This window comes from Bradyrhizobium sp. Rc2d (assembly GCF_900099855.1).
In the GTDB taxonomy this organism is placed as follows: domain Bacteria; phylum Pseudomonadota; class Alphaproteobacteria; order Rhizobiales; family Xanthobacteraceae; genus Bradyrhizobium.
Genome location: NZ_FNCU01000021.1, coordinates 12,204 through 32,353, shown reverse-complemented (window position 1 = coordinate 32,353; position 20,150 = coordinate 12,204). Strand labels below are relative to the sequence as shown.

14 protein-coding genes and 1 pseudogene are annotated in these 20,150 nt (G+C 64.3%); 6 read left to right on the top strand and 9 right to left on the bottom strand.

Annotated elements, in window-relative coordinates; all coding sequences use genetic code 11:
• Positions 1-106 precede the first annotated feature (106 nt).
• On the bottom strand, positions 107-1,519 hold the full coding sequence (locus BLV07_RS24685; RefSeq protein ID WP_091890786.1) for a CoA transferase: 1,413 nt from the start codon (positions 1,517-1,519) through the stop codon (positions 107-109).
• A gap of 57 nt (positions 1,520-1,576) precedes the next feature.
• Here BLV07_RS24685 and BLV07_RS24680 point away from each other — a divergent pair, with 57 nt between their 5' ends.
• Together BLV07_RS24680 and BLV07_RS24675 are read left to right on the top strand one after the other, a co-directional pair.
• Positions 1,577-1,864 carry a hypothetical protein gene (locus BLV07_RS24680; RefSeq protein WP_091890782.1) on the top strand — a complete coding sequence of 96 codons (288 nt, stop codon included), beginning with the start codon at positions 1,577-1,579 and terminating at the stop codon, positions 1,862-1,864.
• Positions 1,865-2,062: 198 nt separating this feature from the next.
• A pseudogene (locus BLV07_RS24675) lies at positions 2,063-2,834 on the top strand (SDR family NAD(P)-dependent oxidoreductase).
• Between the two features lie 182 nt (positions 2,835-3,016).
• Here BLV07_RS24675 and BLV07_RS24670 read toward each other — a convergent pair.
• The 3 genes from BLV07_RS24670 to BLV07_RS24660 are packed head-to-tail and all read right to left on the bottom strand — an operon-like array spanning position 3,017 to position 8,809.
• Positions 3,017-6,535, bottom strand: a complete 3,519-nt coding sequence (locus tag BLV07_RS24670) for an error-prone DNA polymerase (protein WP_091890779.1) — start codon at positions 6,533-6,535, stop codon at positions 3,017-3,019.
• A complete protein-coding gene (locus BLV07_RS24665; RefSeq protein WP_176945732.1) occupies positions 6,532-8,124 on the bottom strand; it encodes a Y-family DNA polymerase in 1,593 nt (530 codons plus the stop codon). The genes BLV07_RS24670 and BLV07_RS24665 overlap by 4 nt, the downstream gene beginning before the upstream one ends.
• Positions 8,021-8,809 carry an ImuA family protein gene (locus BLV07_RS24660; protein ID WP_091890776.1) on the bottom strand — a complete coding sequence of 263 codons (789 nt, stop codon included), beginning with the start codon at positions 8,807-8,809 and terminating at the stop codon, positions 8,021-8,023. The genes BLV07_RS24665 and BLV07_RS24660 overlap by 104 nt, the downstream gene beginning before the upstream one ends.
• 165 nt (positions 8,810-8,974) lie before the next feature.
• Here BLV07_RS24660 and BLV07_RS24655 point away from each other — a divergent pair, with 165 nt between their 5' ends.
• Both BLV07_RS24655 and BLV07_RS24650 read left to right on the top strand, forming a co-directional pair.
• Complete coding sequence (locus BLV07_RS24655; RefSeq protein WP_091890774.1) at positions 8,975-10,369, top strand: UdgX family uracil-DNA binding protein; 1,395 nt, start codon at positions 8,975-8,977, stop codon at positions 10,367-10,369.
• Positions 10,370-10,467: 98 nt separating this feature from the next.
• Positions 10,468-12,096 carry an inorganic phosphate transporter gene (locus tag BLV07_RS24650; RefSeq protein WP_091890771.1) on the top strand — a complete coding sequence of 543 codons (1,629 nt, stop codon included), beginning with the start codon at positions 10,468-10,470 and terminating at the stop codon, positions 12,094-12,096.
• 175 nt (positions 12,097-12,271) lie between these two features.
• Here the strand turns inward: BLV07_RS24650 and BLV07_RS24645 are convergent, their stop codons facing one another.
• Positions 12,272-13,444, bottom strand: a complete 1,173-nt coding sequence (locus tag BLV07_RS24645) for a M20 aminoacylase family protein (RefSeq protein WP_091890768.1) — start codon at positions 13,442-13,444, stop codon at positions 12,272-12,274.
• A 212-nt stretch (positions 13,445-13,656) separates the two neighbouring features.
• Between BLV07_RS24645 and BLV07_RS24640 the strand changes: the two genes are divergently transcribed.
• Both BLV07_RS24640 and BLV07_RS24635 read left to right on the top strand, forming a co-directional pair.
• Positions 13,657-15,276, top strand: coding sequence for a GMC family oxidoreductase (locus BLV07_RS24640; protein WP_091890765.1), 1,620 nt, complete (start codon positions 13,657-13,659; stop codon positions 15,274-15,276).
• 12 nt (positions 15,277-15,288) lie between these two features.
• Positions 15,289-16,176, top strand: a complete 888-nt coding sequence (locus tag BLV07_RS24635) for an alpha/beta fold hydrolase (protein ID WP_091890762.1) — start codon at positions 15,289-15,291, stop codon at positions 16,174-16,176.
• Positions 16,177-16,178: 2 nt separating this feature from the next.
• Here the strand turns inward: BLV07_RS24635 and BLV07_RS24630 are convergent, their stop codons facing one another.
• From BLV07_RS24630 to BLV07_RS24615, 4 genes are all read right to left on the bottom strand, one after another.
• Positions 16,179-16,655: an L-2-amino-thiazoline-4-carboxylic acid hydrolase gene (locus BLV07_RS24630; RefSeq protein WP_091890759.1), complete on the bottom strand. Its 477-nt coding sequence runs from the start codon at positions 16,653-16,655 to the stop codon at positions 16,179-16,181.
• A 196-nt stretch (positions 16,656-16,851) separates the two neighbouring features.
• Positions 16,852-18,084, bottom strand: a complete 1,233-nt coding sequence (locus tag BLV07_RS24625) for an ABC transporter permease (protein ID WP_091890756.1) — start codon at positions 18,082-18,084, stop codon at positions 16,852-16,854.
• Entirely contained in the window at positions 18,084-18,803 is a 720-nt protein-coding gene (locus BLV07_RS24620; RefSeq protein ID WP_091890753.1) for an ABC transporter ATP-binding protein, read from the bottom strand. Before BLV07_RS24620 ends, BLV07_RS24625 begins: the two co-directional genes overlap by 1 nt.
• On the bottom strand, positions 18,800-19,972 hold the full coding sequence (locus BLV07_RS24615) for an efflux RND transporter periplasmic adaptor subunit (RefSeq protein ID WP_091890750.1): 1,173 nt from the start codon (positions 19,970-19,972) through the stop codon (positions 18,800-18,802). The genes BLV07_RS24620 and BLV07_RS24615 overlap by 4 nt, the downstream gene beginning before the upstream one ends.
• Positions 19,973-20,150 lie beyond the last annotated feature (178 nt).

Genomic DNA, 20,150 nt, shown 5'->3' with positions numbered 1-20,150 from the left:
GCCTCATCGGTCGCGCTAATAGTGCTGAATTCAGATTTCAGACAACCTAAAAAACGCTGGGCGCCTCTCGGTTGGCGTTAAAATGTTGCGACGTGTCAGCTTCATGTCAGCTTCGCGCCGGCCACTGTGCCGGATGACTGCCCAGCGGCATCGCCGGACGGCTCCATTGTGCCGGCGTTGTCGATAGCACCGCCGAATGACGCACCGCCTTCAACGTGCCGAAGCCAGATGACATGCTCTCGATGAACGCAGCATGTACAGCGTCCCCCGTAAGATCCGGGGTGTCCAGTCCGCCGTCAAGGCGGCCGAGATTCCATAGCCAGCGTCCGGTCTGCGCCAGCGACACGCGCACGTGCCAGCTGCCGCCTTCGCGGGCCTGGCGCGCCTTGGCCACCATGGTGCCGAACGCCATCAGATAACCGGTGGCGTGGTCGAGCATTTGCGCCGGCAATTCCTTGGGACCGTCGATGCCGGCGGCCTGCCCCTCCGCCTGGTTGAAGCCGGTCGTGGTCTGCACCAGTGAATCGAAGCCGCGCCGCTCCGCCCAGGGGCCGGCATGGCCATAGGCCGACAGCGTGACATAGACGATGCCGGGACTAATTTGCGCCGCGTCCTCCGGTGCGAAGCCGAGGGCGGCGAGCGCGCGCGGACGATAGCCTTGCGAGAAGACGTCGGCGTCTTTCAACAGCGCGCGCAATTGCGCCCTGCCCGCTTCGCTCTTCAGTTCGATCAAGGTGGTGAGCTTGCCGCGGCCGGTGTCGATGGTGAGCCAGGGGATGGCGGGTAATTCAGGCCCCGAGACGAGCAGCACGTCCGCACCGTGCGCAGCGAGCGTGCGGCCCGCGACAGGGCCTGCGATCACGCGGGAGAGATCGAGCACGCGGAGACCCGCGAGCGGACGATCGCTGTTCGACAATCCTTGGGGCCACGGTTTCGCCGGGGCCTCGCCGATCTTCTCGATCGAGACCAGCTGCAGTTCGGCGAGCGCACGCGCCTGCGGCAGCGCCGACCATTCGTCGTAGCTGCGCATCAGGGCGACGACGCCGCCCGCAGCGTAAGCCGCAGTCTCGAAATCCTCGCCTTTCCATTGCATCAGCGCCGCCTGCACCTTCTCGCGCTCGGGCACGCAGCCGAGCACCTTGCAGACAGCGTCGCGGTGATGCGGGAAATTGGTGTGGCAGCGGACGAAGCGGCCATCGCCGGTTCTGTAGACGCCGGCGATGGCGTCCCAGGCCGGGGGCGGCGGCTTGTCGTCGACGCGCAAATAGCGCTCGGATCGGCATTCGACGACCGCATGACGCATGTCGACGCAGACGTCCTGCACCTCGCCGCTGCGCAGTCGCCAGATTTCGGCGGCGGCGAGGCCGGCAGCAGCGATCGTCGTCTGGCCGGCGACGGCGACGCGAAACGAGGATGGGATCTGCGGCTCCTCGCCCGTCAGCTGCACGCGGCCGAGCGCAGCCGGATCGCCGCCGGCGGAGGTCCAGATGCACTTGAGAATGTCGGCGGAGCTTTGCATGGCCGCTTCTCTCCCTTTAGTTTTCGCGACCATCCCACGTTCAGAGAAAGGATTGCAATGGCCGCCATCGATCCCCTCACCGCGGGCGCCGTGTTCGTCGCAACGGCGGCCACCGACGCGGTCTATGTGATGTTCACCTCGGCCGTGGTCGCGCGCAAGCGCGTACCGGCCGCGACGTGGAGCGCGATCTGGTACCTGCTCTCCTCCTACGCCGTGATCAGCTACACCGAGAACGCCTTCTATGTCGCCTTCGCCGCGATCGGCTCCTGGGCCGGCGCCTACGTCTCGCTGACCTTCCTGCATCGCCCGCCCGGCGGCCCGCCGGTAGGGGCGGCGCCGGAGTGAGAGGCGCTCTTGGCCATCTCGCACGGTGTCATCATCCGCGAAGGCGGATGATCCAGTATTCCAGAGACGCTGGTGATAGAACCGAGACGTCGCGGCGTACTGGATACCCCGCCTGCGCGGGGTATGACACCGAGAACGAATTCGACATCCTCGCTCAAACAACTAAGCTCCGCACGATCAACAAAAAGGAGCCAAACAATGGATCTCGGTCTCAAAGGCAAGAACGCCATCGTGCTCGGCGGCACGCGCGGCATCGGGCGGGCGATTGCGGCGACACTCGCCGGTGAAGGCGCCAATGTCGCGGTATGCGCGCGCAACGCCGATCAGGTTGCGGCCACCGTCACTGAACTGAAGGCAAGCGGTGTCAGCGCCATCGGCGGCCCCCGTCGACGTCACCGACGGCGCGGCGCTGAAAGCCTGGATCGAGAATGTCGCAAAAGAACTCGGCGGCATCGATTTGCTGTTCTCCAATGCCGGCGCGATGGCGCAGGGCCAGGATGCCGCGTCCTGGGAGCAGAATTTTCGGCTCGACGTGCTCGGCGCCGTGCATGCATTCGATGCCGCGCGGCCATTCCTCGAAGCCAGCGGCGAGAGAAGCGGCGATGCGGCCTTCATCATCATCTCCTCGATCTCGGCCGCACAGGCTGACCTCGCCAGCTCCTACGGCCCGATCAAGGCGGCGCTGATCCACATGGCCAAGGGACTGGCGCGGCAATATGCGAAGAAGAAGATCCGCGTCAACGTGGTGTCGCCCGGCACCGTCTATTTCAAGGGCGGCGTCTGGAACATGATCGAGCAGAACATGCCCGAGCGCTACAAGGATGCGATGAGCCGCAATCCGACCGGCCGCATGGCCACGCCGCAGGAAATCGCGAGCGCGGCGGTGTTCTTGGCGAGCCCGGTGTCATCGTTCACGACCGGGTCCAATCTCGTCGTGGACGGCGCGATTTCGAACCGGGTGAATTTTTAGGGGCGACAAGGTTCGTAACCGCCCCGTCATCCTGAGGTGCGAAGCTTGCGATGCAAAGCATCGCAGGCTGAGCCTCGAAGGATGAACGGCCACGATGCAGCCGGGCCGTCGCCCTTCGAGGGCCGCTGAAGAAGCGGCCGCCTCAGGGTGACGGTGAGAGATTGCGCGAGCTGAACAAAACCTCAATGAAAATCCCGCGACGGCGGCAGGATGCGGACGTTGCGGGGATGGCGGATTTTTTGCGCGGGGGTATCGGCGTGAGCGCGGGGGTCGTCGTTGAGCGGTTCGACCACGGTGGCGCCTGATGGCACCGGATGCTTGCGGCTTAGAGCGTCGTTGGCCAATCCGATCAGATCGTGCGAGCGATCGATCATGCGCTGGGCGATGAGATGCGTCACCTTCTCGGGGCTGCTCTGGATATAGCCTTCGACCAGGATGAGGCGCGCGCCCATCACCTCCTTGCGGTACTGCTCCAGGATCTTGGGCCACACCACAACATTGGCGATGCCGGTTTCGTCCTCGAGCGTCATGAACACGACGCCGCTGGCGCTGCCCGGCCGCTGCCGCACCAGCACCACGCCGGCGCAGCGGACGCGGCGCCGCTCGTTCTCATGGCTGACATCCTTGCAGGCGATGACGCGCTCACGCGAGAACATCTCGCGGAGGAACTCCATCGGATGTCCCTTCAGCGACAGGCGGATGGTCTGATAGTCGGCGACCACCTGCTCGGCGCGCGGCATCACCGGCAATGGTTTTGCGTGCTCGTCCGGCTGCTCGCGCGCGGTGGCCGCCTCGAACAGTGGCAGCGGCACGTCGTCAGGCAGCCGCCGCACCTGCCATAGCGCCTCGCGACGGTCGAGCCCGAGCGAGCGGAACGCGTCGGCATCCGCCAGCAGGATCAGCGCGCGCTTGGGCAGGCCGGTGTCGCGCGCAAAATCTTCCAGCGAGGTGAAGGGACGGCGGTTGCGGGCGGCAACGATGCGGTCGGCCCAGTCCTGGGCTCTCTCCGTATTGTTCTGAGCTACCTCTCCTTCATCATTCCGGCGCGCGCCACTTGGCGCGAGCCCGGAATCCATTCCTCCTCCAGGCGTACGCGGCCCTATGGATTCCGGGTTCGCGCTTCCGCCTTCGCTCTCAGAGCTTCGGCGGACAAGCCGCGCGCCCCGGAATGACAGCTGGGAGCGTTTCAAGCGCTCCTCATCCTCGTCCAGCCAGTGGAAGCCATCGATCTGGCGGAAACCGAGGCGCACGGCGCAATATTTGTCTTTCCCCTGCTCCAGCGTGTTCTGCGCAAAGCTGTAGGACACGTCGATGTCGCGCACCTCGACGCCGTTCTTGCGGGCATCGCCGACGATCTGTGCCGGGGCATAAAAGCCCATCGGCTGCGAGTTCAAGAGGCCGCAGCAGAAGGCGTCGGGATGGTAATGCTTCAGCCATGAAGAGATATAGACGAGCTGCGCGAAGCTCGCGGCGTGGCTCTCGGGGAAACCGTAGGAGCCAAAGCCCTTGATCTGGTCGAAGCAGCTTCTGGCGAAGTCGGCATCGTAGCCGCGCGCGACCATGTTGCCGATCAGCTTGTCCTCATATTTGCCGATGGTGCCGACATTGCGGAAGGTCGCCATCGAGCGGCGCAGGCCATTGGCCTCCTCGGAGGTGAATTTTGCCGCCTCGATCGCGATCCGCATCGCCTGCTCCTGGAACAGAGGCACGCCCTTGGTCTTGTGCAGCACCTTGTAGAGCTCGTCCGCGGGACCATGCTCGGGCGACGGCGAGGGATAACGCACCTCCTCCTGACCGTTCCGCCGCCGTAAGTAAGGATGCACCATATCGCCCTGGATCGGCCCCGGACGTACGATCGCGACTTCGATGACGAGATCGTAGAACGTCCGCGGCTTCAGGCGCGGCAGCATGTTCATCTGCGCGCGGCTCTCGACCTGGAACACGCCGAGCGATTCCCCGTCGCAAAGCATGTCATAGACTTTGGGATCGTCCTGCGGAACGCTCGCCAGCACCCAGCGCTCGCCCTTGTGCTCCGCGATCAAATCGAAACATTTGCGGATGCAGGTCAGCATGCCCAGCGCCAGCACGTCGACCTTCATCATGCTGAGCGCATCGACGTCATCCTTGTCCCATTCGATGAAAGTACGATCGTCCATCGCGGCGTTGCCGATCGGCACATAGGTGTCGAGCCGGTCCTGCGTCAGCACATAGCCGCCGACATGCTGGGAGAGGTGGCGCGGGAATTCGATCAGCTCGGTTGCGAGCTCGACCGCGAGGTTGATCATGGGATTGTTGGGATCGAGCCCGGCCTGCCTGACCTGCATGTCGTTGAGGCCCTTGCCCCAGCTTCCCCAGACGGTATCGGCGAGCGCGGCAGTGACGTCCTCGGTCAGGCCCAGCGCCTTGCCGACGTCGCGGATGGCGCTGCGCGGGCGGTAATGGATGACGGTAGCGATGATCGCGGCGCGGTGGCGGCCGTAGCGGCGATAGACATATTGCATCACCTCCTCGCGCCGCGAATGCTCGAAATCGACGTCGATGTCAGGCGGCTCCAGCCGCTCCTTGGAGATGAAGCGCTCGAACAACAGATCGACCTTGGTCGGATCGACCGAGGTGATGCCGAGCACGTAACACACGGCCGAGTTCGCCGCCGATCCCCGCCCCTGGCACAGGATATTCTGGCTGCGCGCGTAGCGCACGATGTCGTGCACGGTGAGAAAGTAATGCGCGTATTTCAGCTCGGCGATCAGCGCGAGCTCCTTGTTCAGGGTCGCGCGCAACTTGTCGTCGATCTTGCCGCCGAAATATTTGTCGACACCCGCCCAGGTCAGGTCCTCCAGATGCCCTTGCGCGGTCTTGCCCGGCGGCACCGGCTCGTCCGGATATTGGTATTTGAGCTGATCGAGCGAGAAGTCGATTGCGTCTGCGAAGCGCATGGTCTCCGTGATCGCCTCGGGGAAATCGCGGAACAGCCGCGACATCTCCCTGGGCGCCTTCAAGAACCGCTCGGCATTGGCTTCCAGCTTCCGTCCGACCGACTCGATCGTGGTCTTTTCCCGGATGCAGGTTAGCACGTCCTGCAAGGGACGGCGCGCCGGATGATGATAGAGCACCTCGTTGGTCGCGAGCAGCGGCACTCGTGCTTCTGCCGCGAGATCATCGAGCCGCGCCAGCCGGCGCCGGTCGTCGCCACGATAGATCAGGCTCGCCGCCAGCCACACGCCCTCGGCGCGGCTGTCCTTGAGTTTCGCAAGAACATCCAGCGCCTGCGCGGGTTCGAAACGATGCGGCAGCGTCAGGACCAGGAGCTGACCTTGCGAAAACGCGAGGAGATCGGCGAAGGTGAGACGGCATTCCCCCTTCTCGATCCGCGTGATGTCGTCGCCGCGCTTGCCCTTGGTGAGAAGCTGGCACAGCCGGCCATAGGCCGCGCGGTCGCGCGGATAGACCAGAATATCCGGCGTGTCGTCGACGAAGACGATGCGCGCGCCGATCAGGAGTTTCGGCTTGTGCAGCACCTCGGCATTGTCGAGCTCCTTGTAGGCGCGCACCACGCCGGCCAGCGTGTTGTGATCGGCGATGCCGATCGCGGGGATGCCGAGGATGCTGGCCTGATGCACATAGGCGCGCGGATCCGAGCCGCCGCGCAGGAAGGAAAAATTGGTGGTGATGCCAATCTCGGCATAGGCAGGCGTGTTCATGCGAAGAGACCGTGCACATACCAGCTGGGAGGAACGGGCTTGCCGTCGTGATCGAAGCACTCCCCCTCATAAAGACCGTCGCGAAAGATCCAGAAGCGCAGGCCTTCGGCATCCTCGATGCGGAAATAGTCCCGCGTGAGCTGCTTGCCGTCCTGCCGCCACCATTCCATGGCGATGCGCTCGGGTCCCTCCACTCGCACCACCGCATGCAGCGCGCGGCGCCAGGTGAACTGATGTGGCGGACCGTCCGGCACGGTCGCGAACGGCACCTTGATCGGCTCCGGCTTGTCGAACAGCCGCAAGGGGCGCAGCGGCGGCTCGCTCTCGGCACGTGCCGGCCATTCGGCCTGCATGGCAGCGGCGAGATGATGCTGCGCCGGCGCGGCCAGCACCGCGCATTCAGGGATATGGGTATCCTGCGGCAGGTGCACGACGACCCGCTTGCCGCCGATGCGCGCGGCAATGCGGTCGATCAGCGCGGCGAGATCGTCATTGTCGTGGACATGAGCGTCGAGATCGCGCTGCTCCTGCACCACGATCTCGGTGCGGCTCGCCGACAGCCGCACCATGTCGAAGCCGAAGCCGGGATCGAGCGGATCGGCGAGTGCGTCGAGGCGCTCGCGAAACAGGCGGTCAATGACCGCGCTTCGCGTCACCGGATGTCCGGTCTCGACCGTGATCGCGCGCACCACGCCGTCGGTGCGGAAGAAGGCGGCCTCCAGGCGCCGCGCGCCCTTGCCTTGCTTCTCCATGGACGCGATCAACGTGTCGGCGAGGCGCGACAGCGTCATCGCGATCATGGTGTCGGTCGCGATCGGCTCGGCAAAGCGCTTTTCCACGATGTAGTCGGGCAGCGGCTTGCGCGGGTTGATCGGCGCATCGCCCTGCCCCAGCGCATGCGCCAGCAGCGTGGAGAACCGCGCGCCGAACCGCGCCGTGATCTCGCTCGGCGTGCGCGCGGCGACATCGCCGATGGTCTTCAGCCCGGCACGGCGCAGGCCGGTGGTGATGGTCTCGCCTGCGCCGAGCGCGGATATCGGCAACCGGCTGATCACCTCCGCCTCCTCGCCATCGGCCACGATGGTGCCCGTGGCCTGCCGCGTCAGCGTGCGCGCGCAGACCGAGGTGCCGGCGATCGCCGCGCTGACGGCAAACCCCTGCCGGGCCAATGCGCGGACCAACGTCCGCAACAACGCGGCCTCACCACCGAACAGATGCGCGCAGCCGGTGATGTCGAGGAACAGCCCGTGCGGCGGATCGAGCGCCACCAGCGGCGTGAAGCGGTCGCACCAGTCCGCGACATCGCTGAGCGTCTTCGCATCGGCCACGACATCGGCGTCGAACACACGCAAGTCCGGACACATCGCCCGCGCGTTCGCCAGCGGCTGACCGATATACAGGCCGAGGCGCTCGGCGGCCTCGTCCAGCGCATGAATCACCAGCGCATTGTTGTCCTTGATGACGACGATGCTTGGATCATTGCTTTTATGCAGTCCGACGTTGCCAAAGAACCGCTGAATCCGATCGATTGGCAGGCGCGGCAGCCACAGGCTGAGGACACGTCGACGGCTCACTGAACTGGCACTCATCACATTTCCATTCCATGATCCACCGGCCACATGGGCCATGACGATTGCGCAAGAGCTCGGCATCGAAGCGCGGCACGCCCCAGGCACTCCACACCGGGCCCGGCGGTGAATGCGCCGCGCGCAGCATCCATCGTGTTTCCGCGGTCGAGGGCATCGGTTGCGCGGCCATGCGCAGCAAGAGCCCGGTGACGCCGGAAGATTGCGCGGCCAGCGTCAGCTTGCGGCTCGCCACGAGATCGAACTGCCTGATCTCGCCCCAGAGCTCGAGCACCACGGCCCCCAGCGCATCGCAGGCGAGCGCGTCGGCTGAGGTGCGCAGTGCGCTCTCGACATCGGCGGCGCGCACCATCACCACGCGACGCGGGTCGAGGCCGAGTTCGGCAAGCCCGCTCATCGACAGCGCGCCGGTTTCGAGCTCCGAAAAATCCTGCCGCACCCACAATAGCGGCTTGCGTGCCGTCACGCGGCCCGCAAGCCCCATGACGAAGCCCGTCGCGGCCGTTCCCTGCCGCCCCTCACAAAACACCTCGTGGATCGCCGCGCGCGCGAGCCCGCCCTTCAGCGCGCTGTCAGCCTCGCTGTGGCCGAGCGCGACGCGATCGCGATGATGCACGACCTCCGCCGTCTCGATGCGCTCGATTTGGCTGCGCAAGGTCGCAAGCGCGCTAATGCGTGCGCCGCTCATGCTCGCCGCTCCTTCAGAGATTGATGCCGTGGTCCTCAAAAGAAGAACCAACGGCTGGCTCATTTGTTCATGATATGTTCTAATATAAAGCTAACGGCGCCCCGCGAGTCAATCGAATTGGCGCTAAGTCGGATTCATGAGCAGAATCAAGAGGATTCAAGTGCCATGTACCTCATCACTCTCGACAGCCAGACCGATTTCGAGAGCTGGCGCAAAACCGCCCGCGCGCTCGCACTGCATCAGATCGCGCCGGCCGAAGTGACCTGGAGCGTGCAGGGCCGCGCGAAAGAGGCGGTGCCGGCCGGTCTATGCGAAGCGCCAGGCCTTCCGCCGATCGAAACCGACGGCACCTTCAGCGTGCCGGCCAATTTCATCGAGCTCGCCCGCATCGCGGCCCTGCACCGCGACGGTGAACGCTTTGCACTGCTCTATCGCCTGCTGTGGCGGTTGCGGACCGACCACGATCTGCTCGAGACCAGAGCCGATCCGGACGTCGCGCAGGCGACAGCGATGGCCGTCAGCGTGCATCGCGACATGCAGCGGATGCGCGATGTCATTCGCTTCCGCGAAATCGGACGCGAGCACAACGCACATTACGCGGCCTGGTTCGTGCCGGAGCATCACATCGTCGAATTCACCGCCCCCTTCTTCGCGCGCCGCTACGCCGACATGCCCTGGTCGATCCTCACGCCCGACATTTGCGCCCATTGGGATGGCCACGCGATCTCATTCACCCCGGGCATCAGCCAGACGGAGATGCCCGCCCCCAACCGGTTGGAGGAAACCTGGCGCCGCCACTTTCCAGACCACCCGATCACGCCGGAAGCGCCGAAGAAGAGTCACAGGAACCTGTCGAAAGCCTCGATACTTGAACCGCTGCTCGCCGATGCCGAACGCTGGACCGGCGGGTGGATCACCCCGCGGCCGGAGGCTCCGATGAAACGCAAGCTAGCTGCCGACGATCTCGACGCGCTCCGCGAGGAGGCCGCGCATTGCCGCGCCTGCCACCTCTACAAGGACGCAACCCAGACCGTGTTCGGCGAAGGCCCGAAGTCCGCCAACATCATGCTGGTCGGCGAGCAGCCCGGCGACAAGGAAGACCTCGCCGGCCATCCCTTCGTCGGCCCGGCCGGCCAGATGCTCGACCGCGCGCTGGAGGAGGCCGGCGTCGATCGCAAGAAGGTCTATGTCACCAACGCGGTCAAACACTTCAAATTCGTGCCACGCGGAAAGGTCCGCCTGCACCAGAAGCCGAATACGCCGGAGATCCGGGCGTGCCGGCAATGGTATGAGCGGGAAGTTTCGGCAATCCAACCCGATCTCATCGTGGCGATGGGCGCCACTGCCGCGCAAAGCGTGTTCGGCAAGATCACGCCCATTGGCAAAAACCGAGGCCGGCTCATCGACCTACCCGACGGGCGCAAGGCTTTGGTGACGGTGCATCCGTCTTATCTGCTGCGGCTGCCCGATCCGGAAACCAAGGTGCTGGAATATCAGCGCTTTGTCGACGATTTGAAGATCGCGGCCGGCTTGCAGAAGAAGGCTGCACGGGCTGCCTAATACTGGCAGCAAAAACGGCCTTCACGCCTTAGTTGTCATCCGGCCTTCAAATCCATCGCGGACAATACCCTTACTTGAAAGTTAAGGGGCGTCCAGACATGACCGATGTTGCATTTGACCGCGCGGTAACAGATCCCGCGCCCGTCCAGCCGGCCTCGCGGCCAAATCTCGACAAGGGCTTCAATCCGCTGACGTTGATCCTGTTCTTCGGCATCCTCGCCGCCGGCCTGCTGTTCGTCGCCTACAGCATCTATGTCGACATCAACGCGACCGGCACGCGGGTGACGACCTACCTGCCCTACATCCTCCTGTTCGTCGCGCTCCTGATCGCGCTCGGCTTCGAATTCGTCAACGGCTTCCACGATACCGCCAATGCGGTGGCGACCGTGATCTACACCCATTCGCTGCCGGCCGAAGTCGCGGTGATGTGGTCGGGCTTCTTCAACTTCCTCGGCGTGCTCTTGTCCTCCGGCGCGGTCGCGTTCGGCATCGTCTCGCTGCTGCCGGTCGAGCTGATCCTCCAGGTCGGCTCCAGCGCCGGCTTCGCCATGGTGTTCGCGCTGCTGATCGCCGCGATCCTGTGGAATCTCGGCACCTGGTTCTTCGGCCTGCCGGCCTCCTCCTCGCACACGCTGATCGGCTCGATCATCGGCGTCGGCGTTGCCAACGCCGTCATGCGCGGCCGCGACGGCACCTCGGGCGTGGATTGGAGCAAGGCGACCGAGATCGGCTACGCGCTGCTGTTGTCGCCGCTGTTCGGATTCATCTGCGCCGCCGTGCTGTTGCTGCTGCTCAAGTTTATCGTGCGCAAGCCGGCGCTCTATGCCGCGCCCGAAGGCAACAAGGCGCCGCCGCTGTGGATCCGCGGCCTGCTGATCGCAACCTGCACCGGCGTCAGCTTCGCGCACGGCTCGAACGACGGCCAAAAGGGCATGGGCCTGATCATGCTGATCCTGATCGGCACCGTGCCGACGGCTTACGCCCTCAACCGGGCGCTGCCGGAATCCCAGGTCGCCCAGTTCCAGAAGACCTCCGAGGCCGCCTCCAAGGTGATCTCGGCCAAAGGCGCCGGCCACAGCATCATCGGCGATCCTCGTCCGGCGGTGACGCAGTACATCGCCCTGCACGAGCTCAACGACGGTACCTATCCCTCGCTCGCCGTGCTGGTGAAGGACGTCGGCGATCAGGTTGCCCGATACGGCACGCTGAGCAAGGTACCCGCCGAAGCCGTCGGCAATACCCGCAACGACATGTACCTGACGTCGGAAGCGATCCGTTTCCTGATGAAGGACAAGGCGAACGATCTCAACAAGGATGAGATCGCGGTGCTCAACACCTACAAGGGCTCGCTCGATGCCGCCACGAAGTTCATCCCCAACTGGGTGAAGATCGCGGTCGCCATCGCGCTCGGCCTCGGCACCATGATCGGCTGGAAGCGCATCGTCATCACCGTGGGCGAGAAGATCGGCAAGAGCCATCTCACCTACGCGCAGGGCGCCTCGGCCGAGCTCGTGGCCGCCGCCACGATCGGCGCCGCCGACGTGTTCGGCCTGCCGGTCTCGACCACCCACGTGCTGTCGTCCGGCGTCGCTGGTACCATGGCGGCGAACGGTTCGGGCCTGCAATGGTCGACGATCCGCAACCTGCTGATGGCCTGGGTGCTGACCCTGCCCTGCGCGATCATGCTGTCGGCCACGCTCTACGTGATCTTCTCGCGGATGTTCTGAGTACCTGTCCGCTCCCTCTCCCCGTTCTTACGGGGAGAGGGTTGAGGTGAGGGGCTGCATCCACAATCACGGTGAGAGACGGACTCGCGGAGAGTCCCCCTCACCCGATCGCTTACGCGATCGACCTCATCCGCCTTCGCCGAGGCTTCGGCGGACAAGAGCGGGGCGAGGTGAACTACGACGCAGCCAGCGATTCCTCGACCAGCTTGACCCAATAGGACGTGCCGTAGACAATCGCCTCGTCGTTGAAATTATAAGCGGGATGATGCAGGCCGGCGCTGTCGCCATTGCCACAGAAGATGAAGGCGCCGGGCCGCGCTTCCAGCATGTAGGCGAAATCCTCGCCGCCCATCAGCGGCGGCATCTCGTGCACGTTGGCGTCCCCTGCGACCTGCTTGGCGATGCGCCTTGCCACCTCGGTCTCCGCAGCGTGGTTGTTCACCACCGGATAGTTGCGCTTGTAGCGCAGATCGATCTTGGCACCCGTGATCTGCGCCACGCCTGCCACAACCTCGTGCACGCGCTTCTCGACCAGCTTGCGCACCTCCGGCGACAACGTACGGATGGTGCCCCTCAGCGTCGCCGTCTGCGGAATGACATTGCGGGCATTGCCGGCGTGGAATTCGCAGATCGAGATCACCGCCGATTCCAAGGGATCGACGCTGCGCGCGACGATCGATTGCAAGGCGGTGATCACCTGCGCACCGACCAGCACGGAGTCCACGCATTTGTGCGGACGCGCGGCATGGCCGCCGACGCCCTCGATCATGATGTCGACCTCGTCGGTCGCCGCCATGATCGGACCCGGCCGGATCGCGAACGAGCCGATGGGGATGCCCGGGCCGTTGTGCATGCCGTAGACCTGCTCGATGCCGAAGCGCTCCATCAGGCCGTCCTTGACCATGGCCGCACCGCCCGCGCCGCCCTCCTCGGCCGGCTGGAAGATCACCACGGCATCGCCGGCGAAGTTGCGGGTCTCGGCGAGGTAGCGCGCCGCGCCCAGCAGCATCGCGGTGTGGCCGTCATGGCCGCAGGCGTGCATCTTGCCCGGGGTCTTGGAGGCGTAAGGCAGGTTGGTCTGCTCCTCGACGGGCAGCGCGTCCATGTCGGCGCGCAGGCCAATCACCTTGAGGCCCTCGCCGGCCGGCTTGCTGCCCTTGATCACGCCGACCACGCCGGTCTGGCCAAGGCCAGTCACGACCTCATCGCAGCCGAACTCGCGCAAACGGTCCGCAACGAATGCTGCGGTGCGGTGAACGTCATATAGCAGCTCCGGATGCTGATGGATGTCCCGGCGCCAGGCCTGAATATCGGGTTGGAGGTCGGCGACGCGGTTCACGATGGGCATGGAGGGTCTCAAGCTTTGTTGGGAATACAGGACTGTCTACCATGCAAGCGCCGGTCCACCTAACTGCCGCGGATCGAGGGTAGCCCTGTCCTCTCGTCATGGCCGGGCTTGTAGCGAGCTTGTCTTCGCCATCCACGTCCGACTATTAGGACAGAAAGCGCTGGAGCCCCGGGACAAGCCCCGGGCATGACGCCTGTTTGGGTGGACGCAGAATGCCAAGACGGCTCGAAGGTGAGTTTGACTACATTGTCGTCGGGGCCGGCACGGCGGGCTGTATCCTCGCGAACCGGCTCTCGGCCGATCCGAAGAACCGTGTCCTCATTCTCGAGGCCGGCGGCGACGACAACTGGATCTGGTTCCACATCCCGGTCGGCTATCTCTTTGCCATCGGCAATCCGCGCTCGGACTGGATGTTCAAGACCGAGGCCGAGCCGGGCCTGAACGGCCGCGCGCTCGCCTATCCCCGCGGCAAGGTGATCGGCGGCTGCTCGTCGATCAACGCCATGATCTCGATGCGCGGACAGGCTGCCGATTACGACCATTGGCGCCAGCTCGGCATGACCGGCTGGGGCTATGACGACGTGCTGCCGCTGTTCAAGCGGCTGGAAGATCACTTCCTGGGCGCGAGCGAGCATCACGGCGCCGGCGGCGGCTGGCGCATCGAGGCGCCGCGGCTGTCGTGGGACGTTCTCGATGCAGTGGGCGACGCCGCCGAGGAGATGGGCATCAAGCGCATCCCGGATTTCAACACCGGCGACAACGAAGGCGCCAGCTATTTCCACGTCAACCAGAAGCGTGGCCGGCGCTGGTCGTCGGCGCGCGGCTTCCTCAAGCCCGCGCTGAACCGCCCCAATCTGCGGCTCGAGAAGCATGTGCTGGTCGACCGCCTGATCATCGAGCAGGGCCGCGCGGTGGGCGTGCGCTTCATCCAGAACGGCGAGATCATCGAGGCACGGGCTAAGCGCGAGGTGATCCTCTCGGCCGGCTCGATCGGCTCGGTGCAAGTGCTGCATCGCTCCGGCATCGGCCCCGCCGACTGGCTGTCGCCGCTCGGCATCGACGTCGTCATGGACAAGCCCGGTCTGGGGCGCAACTTACAGGACCATCTGCAGCAGCGCGCGATCTACAAGGTCGAGGGCGTGCGCACGCTGAACGAGACCTATTATAACCTATTCCGCCGCGGCCTGATGGGGCTCGACTACGCCTTCCGCCGCCGCGGTCCGCTGACCATGGCGCCGTCACAGCTCGGCATCTTCACGCGCTCGGATGCAACGCGCGCACGCGCCAACATTCAGTTCCACGTGCAGCCGCTATCGCTCGACAAGTTCGGCGATCCGCTGCACCGCTTTCCCGCGATCACGGTGAGCGCGTGCAATCTCCAGCCGACCTCGCGCGGCACCGTGCGCCTCCGTTCGGCGAGCCCGGACGAGAAACCGATCATCGCGCCGAACTATCTGTCGACCGATGACGACCGCCAGGTCGCCGCCGACGCAATCCGCACCACCCGCCGCCTGATGCAGCAGAAGGCATTGGCAAAGTACCGCCCGCGCGAATATCTGCCAGGTCCCTCGGTCGGCAACGACGATGCCTCGCTCGCGAAGGCTGCCGGTGACATCGGCACCACCATCTTCCATCCCGTCGGCACCGCGAAGATGGGCGCGGCGAACGATCCGATGGCGGTGGTCGACGAACGCCTGCGCTTCTACGGCCTTTCCGGCCTTCGCATCGTCGATGCCTCGGTCATGCCGACCATCACCTCGGGTAACACCAACACGCCGACCGCGATGATCGCCGAGAAAGGCGCGACGATGATCTTGGAGGATGCGAAGTAGCATCTTGCCCCCATGACCGATCCGCACCGCTTTTCCATCGGCCCGGCCAGCTCCGAGATCGCCATGCTGCAGTGGGGCGAGCGCGGCAAACAGCCCGCCCTGCTCCTGCACGGCACCGGTTTCGTCGCCGACGTCTGGAGCGAGGTCGCGCGTGAGCTTGCATCGACTTACACCGTCTATGCGCTCGACCGCCGCGGCCACGGCGCCAGCCACAAGCCCGGCGCATATCACTTCCTCGATTACGCCGACGACGTCTGCCGGGTGATCGATGCGCTGGAGCTGCGCGACATCTACGGCATCGGCCACAGCGCCGGTGCGACGGATTTATTGCTCGCAGCGAAACTTCGGCCCGGCCGTTTCACGCGCCTGTTCGTGATGGAGCCGACCGTGATGGATCCGCGCAAGGCACGCGATGCGTCGGCGGGATTGAGCGAATGGGCCACCGCCGGCGTACAAGGCGTGCTGCGGCGCCAGGCCGAGTTCGACAGTTTTGAGGCGGTCTTCAAGCGCTACCGCGCCGCGCCGGCGTTCGCGGATTGGACCGAGACCTCGCTCTGGGCCTATGTGAAGCACGGCTTCGCGCCTCTGGAGAATGGCCGGGTGCGGCTCTGCTGCACGCCAGAGATCGAGTCAGCGATCCTGCGGCCGATCTTCGAGGCAATGGACCAGATCTACACCGGCGACGCCCGCGGAAACCCGTTCGCGCGGCTCATCGAGATCGATTGCCCAGTGCGCGTGACGACCGCCGAGGCCTCGGGTGCGATCTACAAGGAGATGGCCTTGCGCGCAGTGTCACTCATTCCGCGCGTCAGCACACAATCCTTCGCCGGCATCGGTCACTGCGTTGCGCAGGAAGCGCCGGCCGTCGTGGTGCGGGCTGTGCGGGAGTTTTCGGCGTAGCGCTACGACCGCTTGCGAAACCTGAAATCGCAGCAGGCTCCGCCCTCCATGATCGTCTGGCTTCGGGACAGTTCGAGTTCGTCGTTGAAGCCGGCCAGCATGGCATGATCACGATTGCAGTGGACGCGAATGCCGAGATCAGCGAGACCCAGCTCCTTGTAGAACGCGGCGTATTGGCAGCGCGTAACGTTGAAATCGAGGTGATCGTCGGACTCCGAGACCACCTCGAGGTCCATGCTGCCGCCGCCCGGCCAGAGTTCCTGCGCCACGGTTCGCAGCGACGCAGTCGTCTTGCCGTAGGTTGCTGCCCATCTCGCGCCGTCCTCGGCGGCGAGCCTGCGTATCGTTTCGTCAACGACTTCGCGCATTGCGCTTTGACCGAACCGGTCACGCAATACCTGAATGAACGGGATCAGCACGCGCCCTTCGATCTTCCGGCGCTGCAGGTGACTGATAGCAACTTCGCTCGCATCAACCATTGTCGCTCACCTGTTTCATGGTTCGGTGGGAGCTTGTTTCACGCCGCCATCCCCGGATCAAACCAGATCTTCTGACGCGTTGACTTAGATTTTCTATGCCATGAAGATTGGCTGGAGTTTGACAGCCGACCCGAATAACCCCGGACGAGATCCCCATCGCACCAGCCCGCCAAGAGGGACGAGGAAACTCGTCCTTCTAACCGGACCTTAGTAACGCCGCCGGATCCAAGCGCGCAGCCCGCTCGGCCGGCAGAAGACCGAAGATAATGCCGATGAGACTGGAGCAGGCGACGGCGACCAGCGCCATCCCTGCGTTGAACTCGACGGGCCAGCCCAACGCGGAGGGCACAACGCGCGTGCAGGCGTAGCCGACGACGAGACCCGACAGGCCGCCGATGGTGCAGAGGAGCACCGCTTCCATCAGAAATTGTTTCCGAATATCTTGTGGCCGGGCGCCAAACGCAAGGCGAATGCCGATCTCATTGAACCGTTCGGTCACCGATACGAGCATGATGTTCATCACGCCGATGCCGCCGACCAGGAGCGAGATTCCCGCAAGCGCGGACACCAGCAGCGTGAACTGGCGATAGGTCCGATCGCGCGTCTGGGCGATCTGGATGAGGTTCTGAATCCGGAAATCGTCGTCCTTGTGTCCCATGATCTTATGACGGTGCCGCAGGACGCGGGCAATCGCACCTCCCACCGTTGTCATTGACTGGGTGGAATCGGCCTTCACCAGAATCGTATGCACGGCATCCGGATTGGCCTGACTTCGTCCGGTGGCGAAGATTCTTGCGGACGACAGGGGAATGAAGATGACGTCGTCCTGGTCGCGGCCGGTGAAGTCCTGCCCCTTCTCGGCAAGCACCCCGATCACGACATATGAAGTGCGGTCGATACGGATGAAGCGGCCGAGCGGATCGCTGTCGCGGAACAGTTCGCGCGCGATCGTACGTCCGATCACCGCGATCTTTGCGACTGATGCAACCTGATCCTGATTGAATAGCTGCCCCTCCCCTATTAGCCACCCACGAGCTTCAAAAAACTCCGGGGTCACCCCGGCAACAAGGGTTGACCAGTTCAAGTCTCTCGCGATGACCGTCTTTTGCCCGCCCACGAATGGCGCCGCAATGACAACGTCGGGCACTTCGCGAGCAACAGCGAGCGCATCGGTTGTCGTAAGCGACAGGACGGTGCCCGCCTGCTGTCGCACGCCTTGCGCGTTTTGCGCACCGGGCTGCACCAGCAATAGATTCGATCCAAGCGAATTGATCTGTCTCGAAATCTCGGCACGCGCCCCTTCCGCCACAGCGACCACGATCAGCACGGCGGCGATGCCGATGACAATGCCCGTTATCGCGAGAACAGAGCGCAATATGTGGGCACGTATCGACTGAAACGCCAGATAGACGTAGCCGAGCGATCGCATCAAACCTCCGCGATGGTCGAAGTTGAGGACGTGCCGAGAGATATCGAGTCACCGACGATTGCGCCGTCCCGAAGCCTGATCGTGCGCTGCGCGCGCCCCGCGACTTCGGCGTCGTGGGTTACAAGCATGACCGTGAGGCCGCCACGCCGGAGTTCGGCAAGTATGGAGAGGATGGTATCGCGTGTGTTCGTATCGAGTGCCCCGGTCGGCTCGTCGGCCAAGAGAAGGTCGGGTTCGTTGACGATCGCACGCGCGACGGCGACACGCTGCTGCTCACCGCCCGAGAGCTGGCCAGGCATATGCTGCATCCTACTGCCGAGACCGACCCGCTCGAGCGCAACGCGTGCCCTTGCGATCGGATTGCGCAGCCCGTCACGCCGATAGAATAACGGCAACCCTACATTCTCGAGGGCGGTCAGGCGTGGCAACAGATTGAAGTTCTGAAACACAAAGCCGAAGCGCCGGTTTCGCAGTTCGCTCAACCGCCGCCTTGACTGCGCAAGTACATCCTGACCGTGAAGGAAGTATCCTCCGGAGGAGGGTCGATCGAGGCAGCCTATGATCGAAAGCAAGGTGGATTTTCCCGATCCGGACGGGCCCACGACGGCAACGAACTCTCCCGGATCGATTTGCATGGTTATGTCCGACAGCGCGTGAACGCTTTGGCTGCCGAGCCGGTGCCGCTTGTGGATATGGTCCAGGATGACGAGCGATGTCATGGCTTGCTACGATAACCGATGGCGACCCGCTGACCGATTTGAACGTCCTCCGACAGGATCTGGGTCAGAGAGTCGCTGGTGGCGCCCAATGAGACCGAGGCTGGGTCCAGATGGCCGGACTTCGTGCGGATCCAGATCACTCCCTGTCCGGGGGCGCGATCAGTTGCGCCGTCCCGCACCGGGCGAAAACTGAGTGCGGCATTGGGAACAACCATCACATCGTGTTGCTCTTGAACTACGATGCGAACATCGGCCGTCATCCCGGGAAGCAGCAGATCTTCTGGATTGGGCGCCGAAATCATCACGGTGTAGGTCACCACGTTTTGTACCATCCGTGCTGCCTTCCGGATCTCGAGTACGCGGCCCTCGAAGGTCCGTCCCGGATAGGAATCGACACTGAACAGCGCACGCTGGCCGGTTCGCACCGCGCCAATGTCGGCCTCGCTGACGGACGCACTGACGCGCATGTCCGACAGATCCCGCGCGATGGTGAAGAGGGTCGGCGCCTGGAGGCTTGCAGCAACTGTCTGGCCAAGCTCGACGCTGCGCCGGATGACTATTCCATCGATCGGCGACTTGACGGTGCTTCGTTCGAGATCAAGTCGAGCCCGTTCGAGGGAGGCACGCGCAACCATCACACCGGCCGCGCGTACCTGCACGCGCGCCTGCGCCGCAGACAATTCAGCGCCGAGCGAGCGAGCCGTCATCTGCGCTCGCTCGGCGTCGCGTTGCGAAACACTGCCGTTCTTGCTGAGTGAGCTCTTGACCTGAAGATCGCGCAACGCGTCATCGTAGTGCGCCTGCGCGCCATCGACGGCTGCCTTGGCCTCCTCGTGTTGTGCGAGCGCGACGGTGAGCGAGGCTTCTGCTTCCTTGACCAAGACTTCGAAAGTGGCGCTGTCGAGTGCAGCAAGGGGCTCGCCGGCCCGAACGATGGAATTGTGGTCGGCCATCAGCTTGGCGACCTGCCCCGAAAGCTGTGAGCTGACCTCGACGGTATCAACGGCTTCGAGCGTTCCGGCAGCGGTGACGTTCTGAATGACGTTGTCGCGGGCAATGCTAACATAGCGCAGATCATCATGGTCGCCGCCGGCAGCTGTGAGCGAGCTGTCCGGAGCCCACAACGGATAGGCAGCGGCAACCACGCAGCCCCCCAATGCTGCGCGCATCAGAAGGCTTCGGGCCGATGTCAATTGATTATCCGTGCGAATAGTAATTTCGCCGCATTAGCTCTTGCGGCGCTCCACGCTGAACGTTGCCCCCTCGTTGGCGATGCCGGCGGCGTGATCAGACCAGAAGAGCTGAGACTGAACGCGCCGCTTCTGGCGCGACCCGAAGCGATCGCAG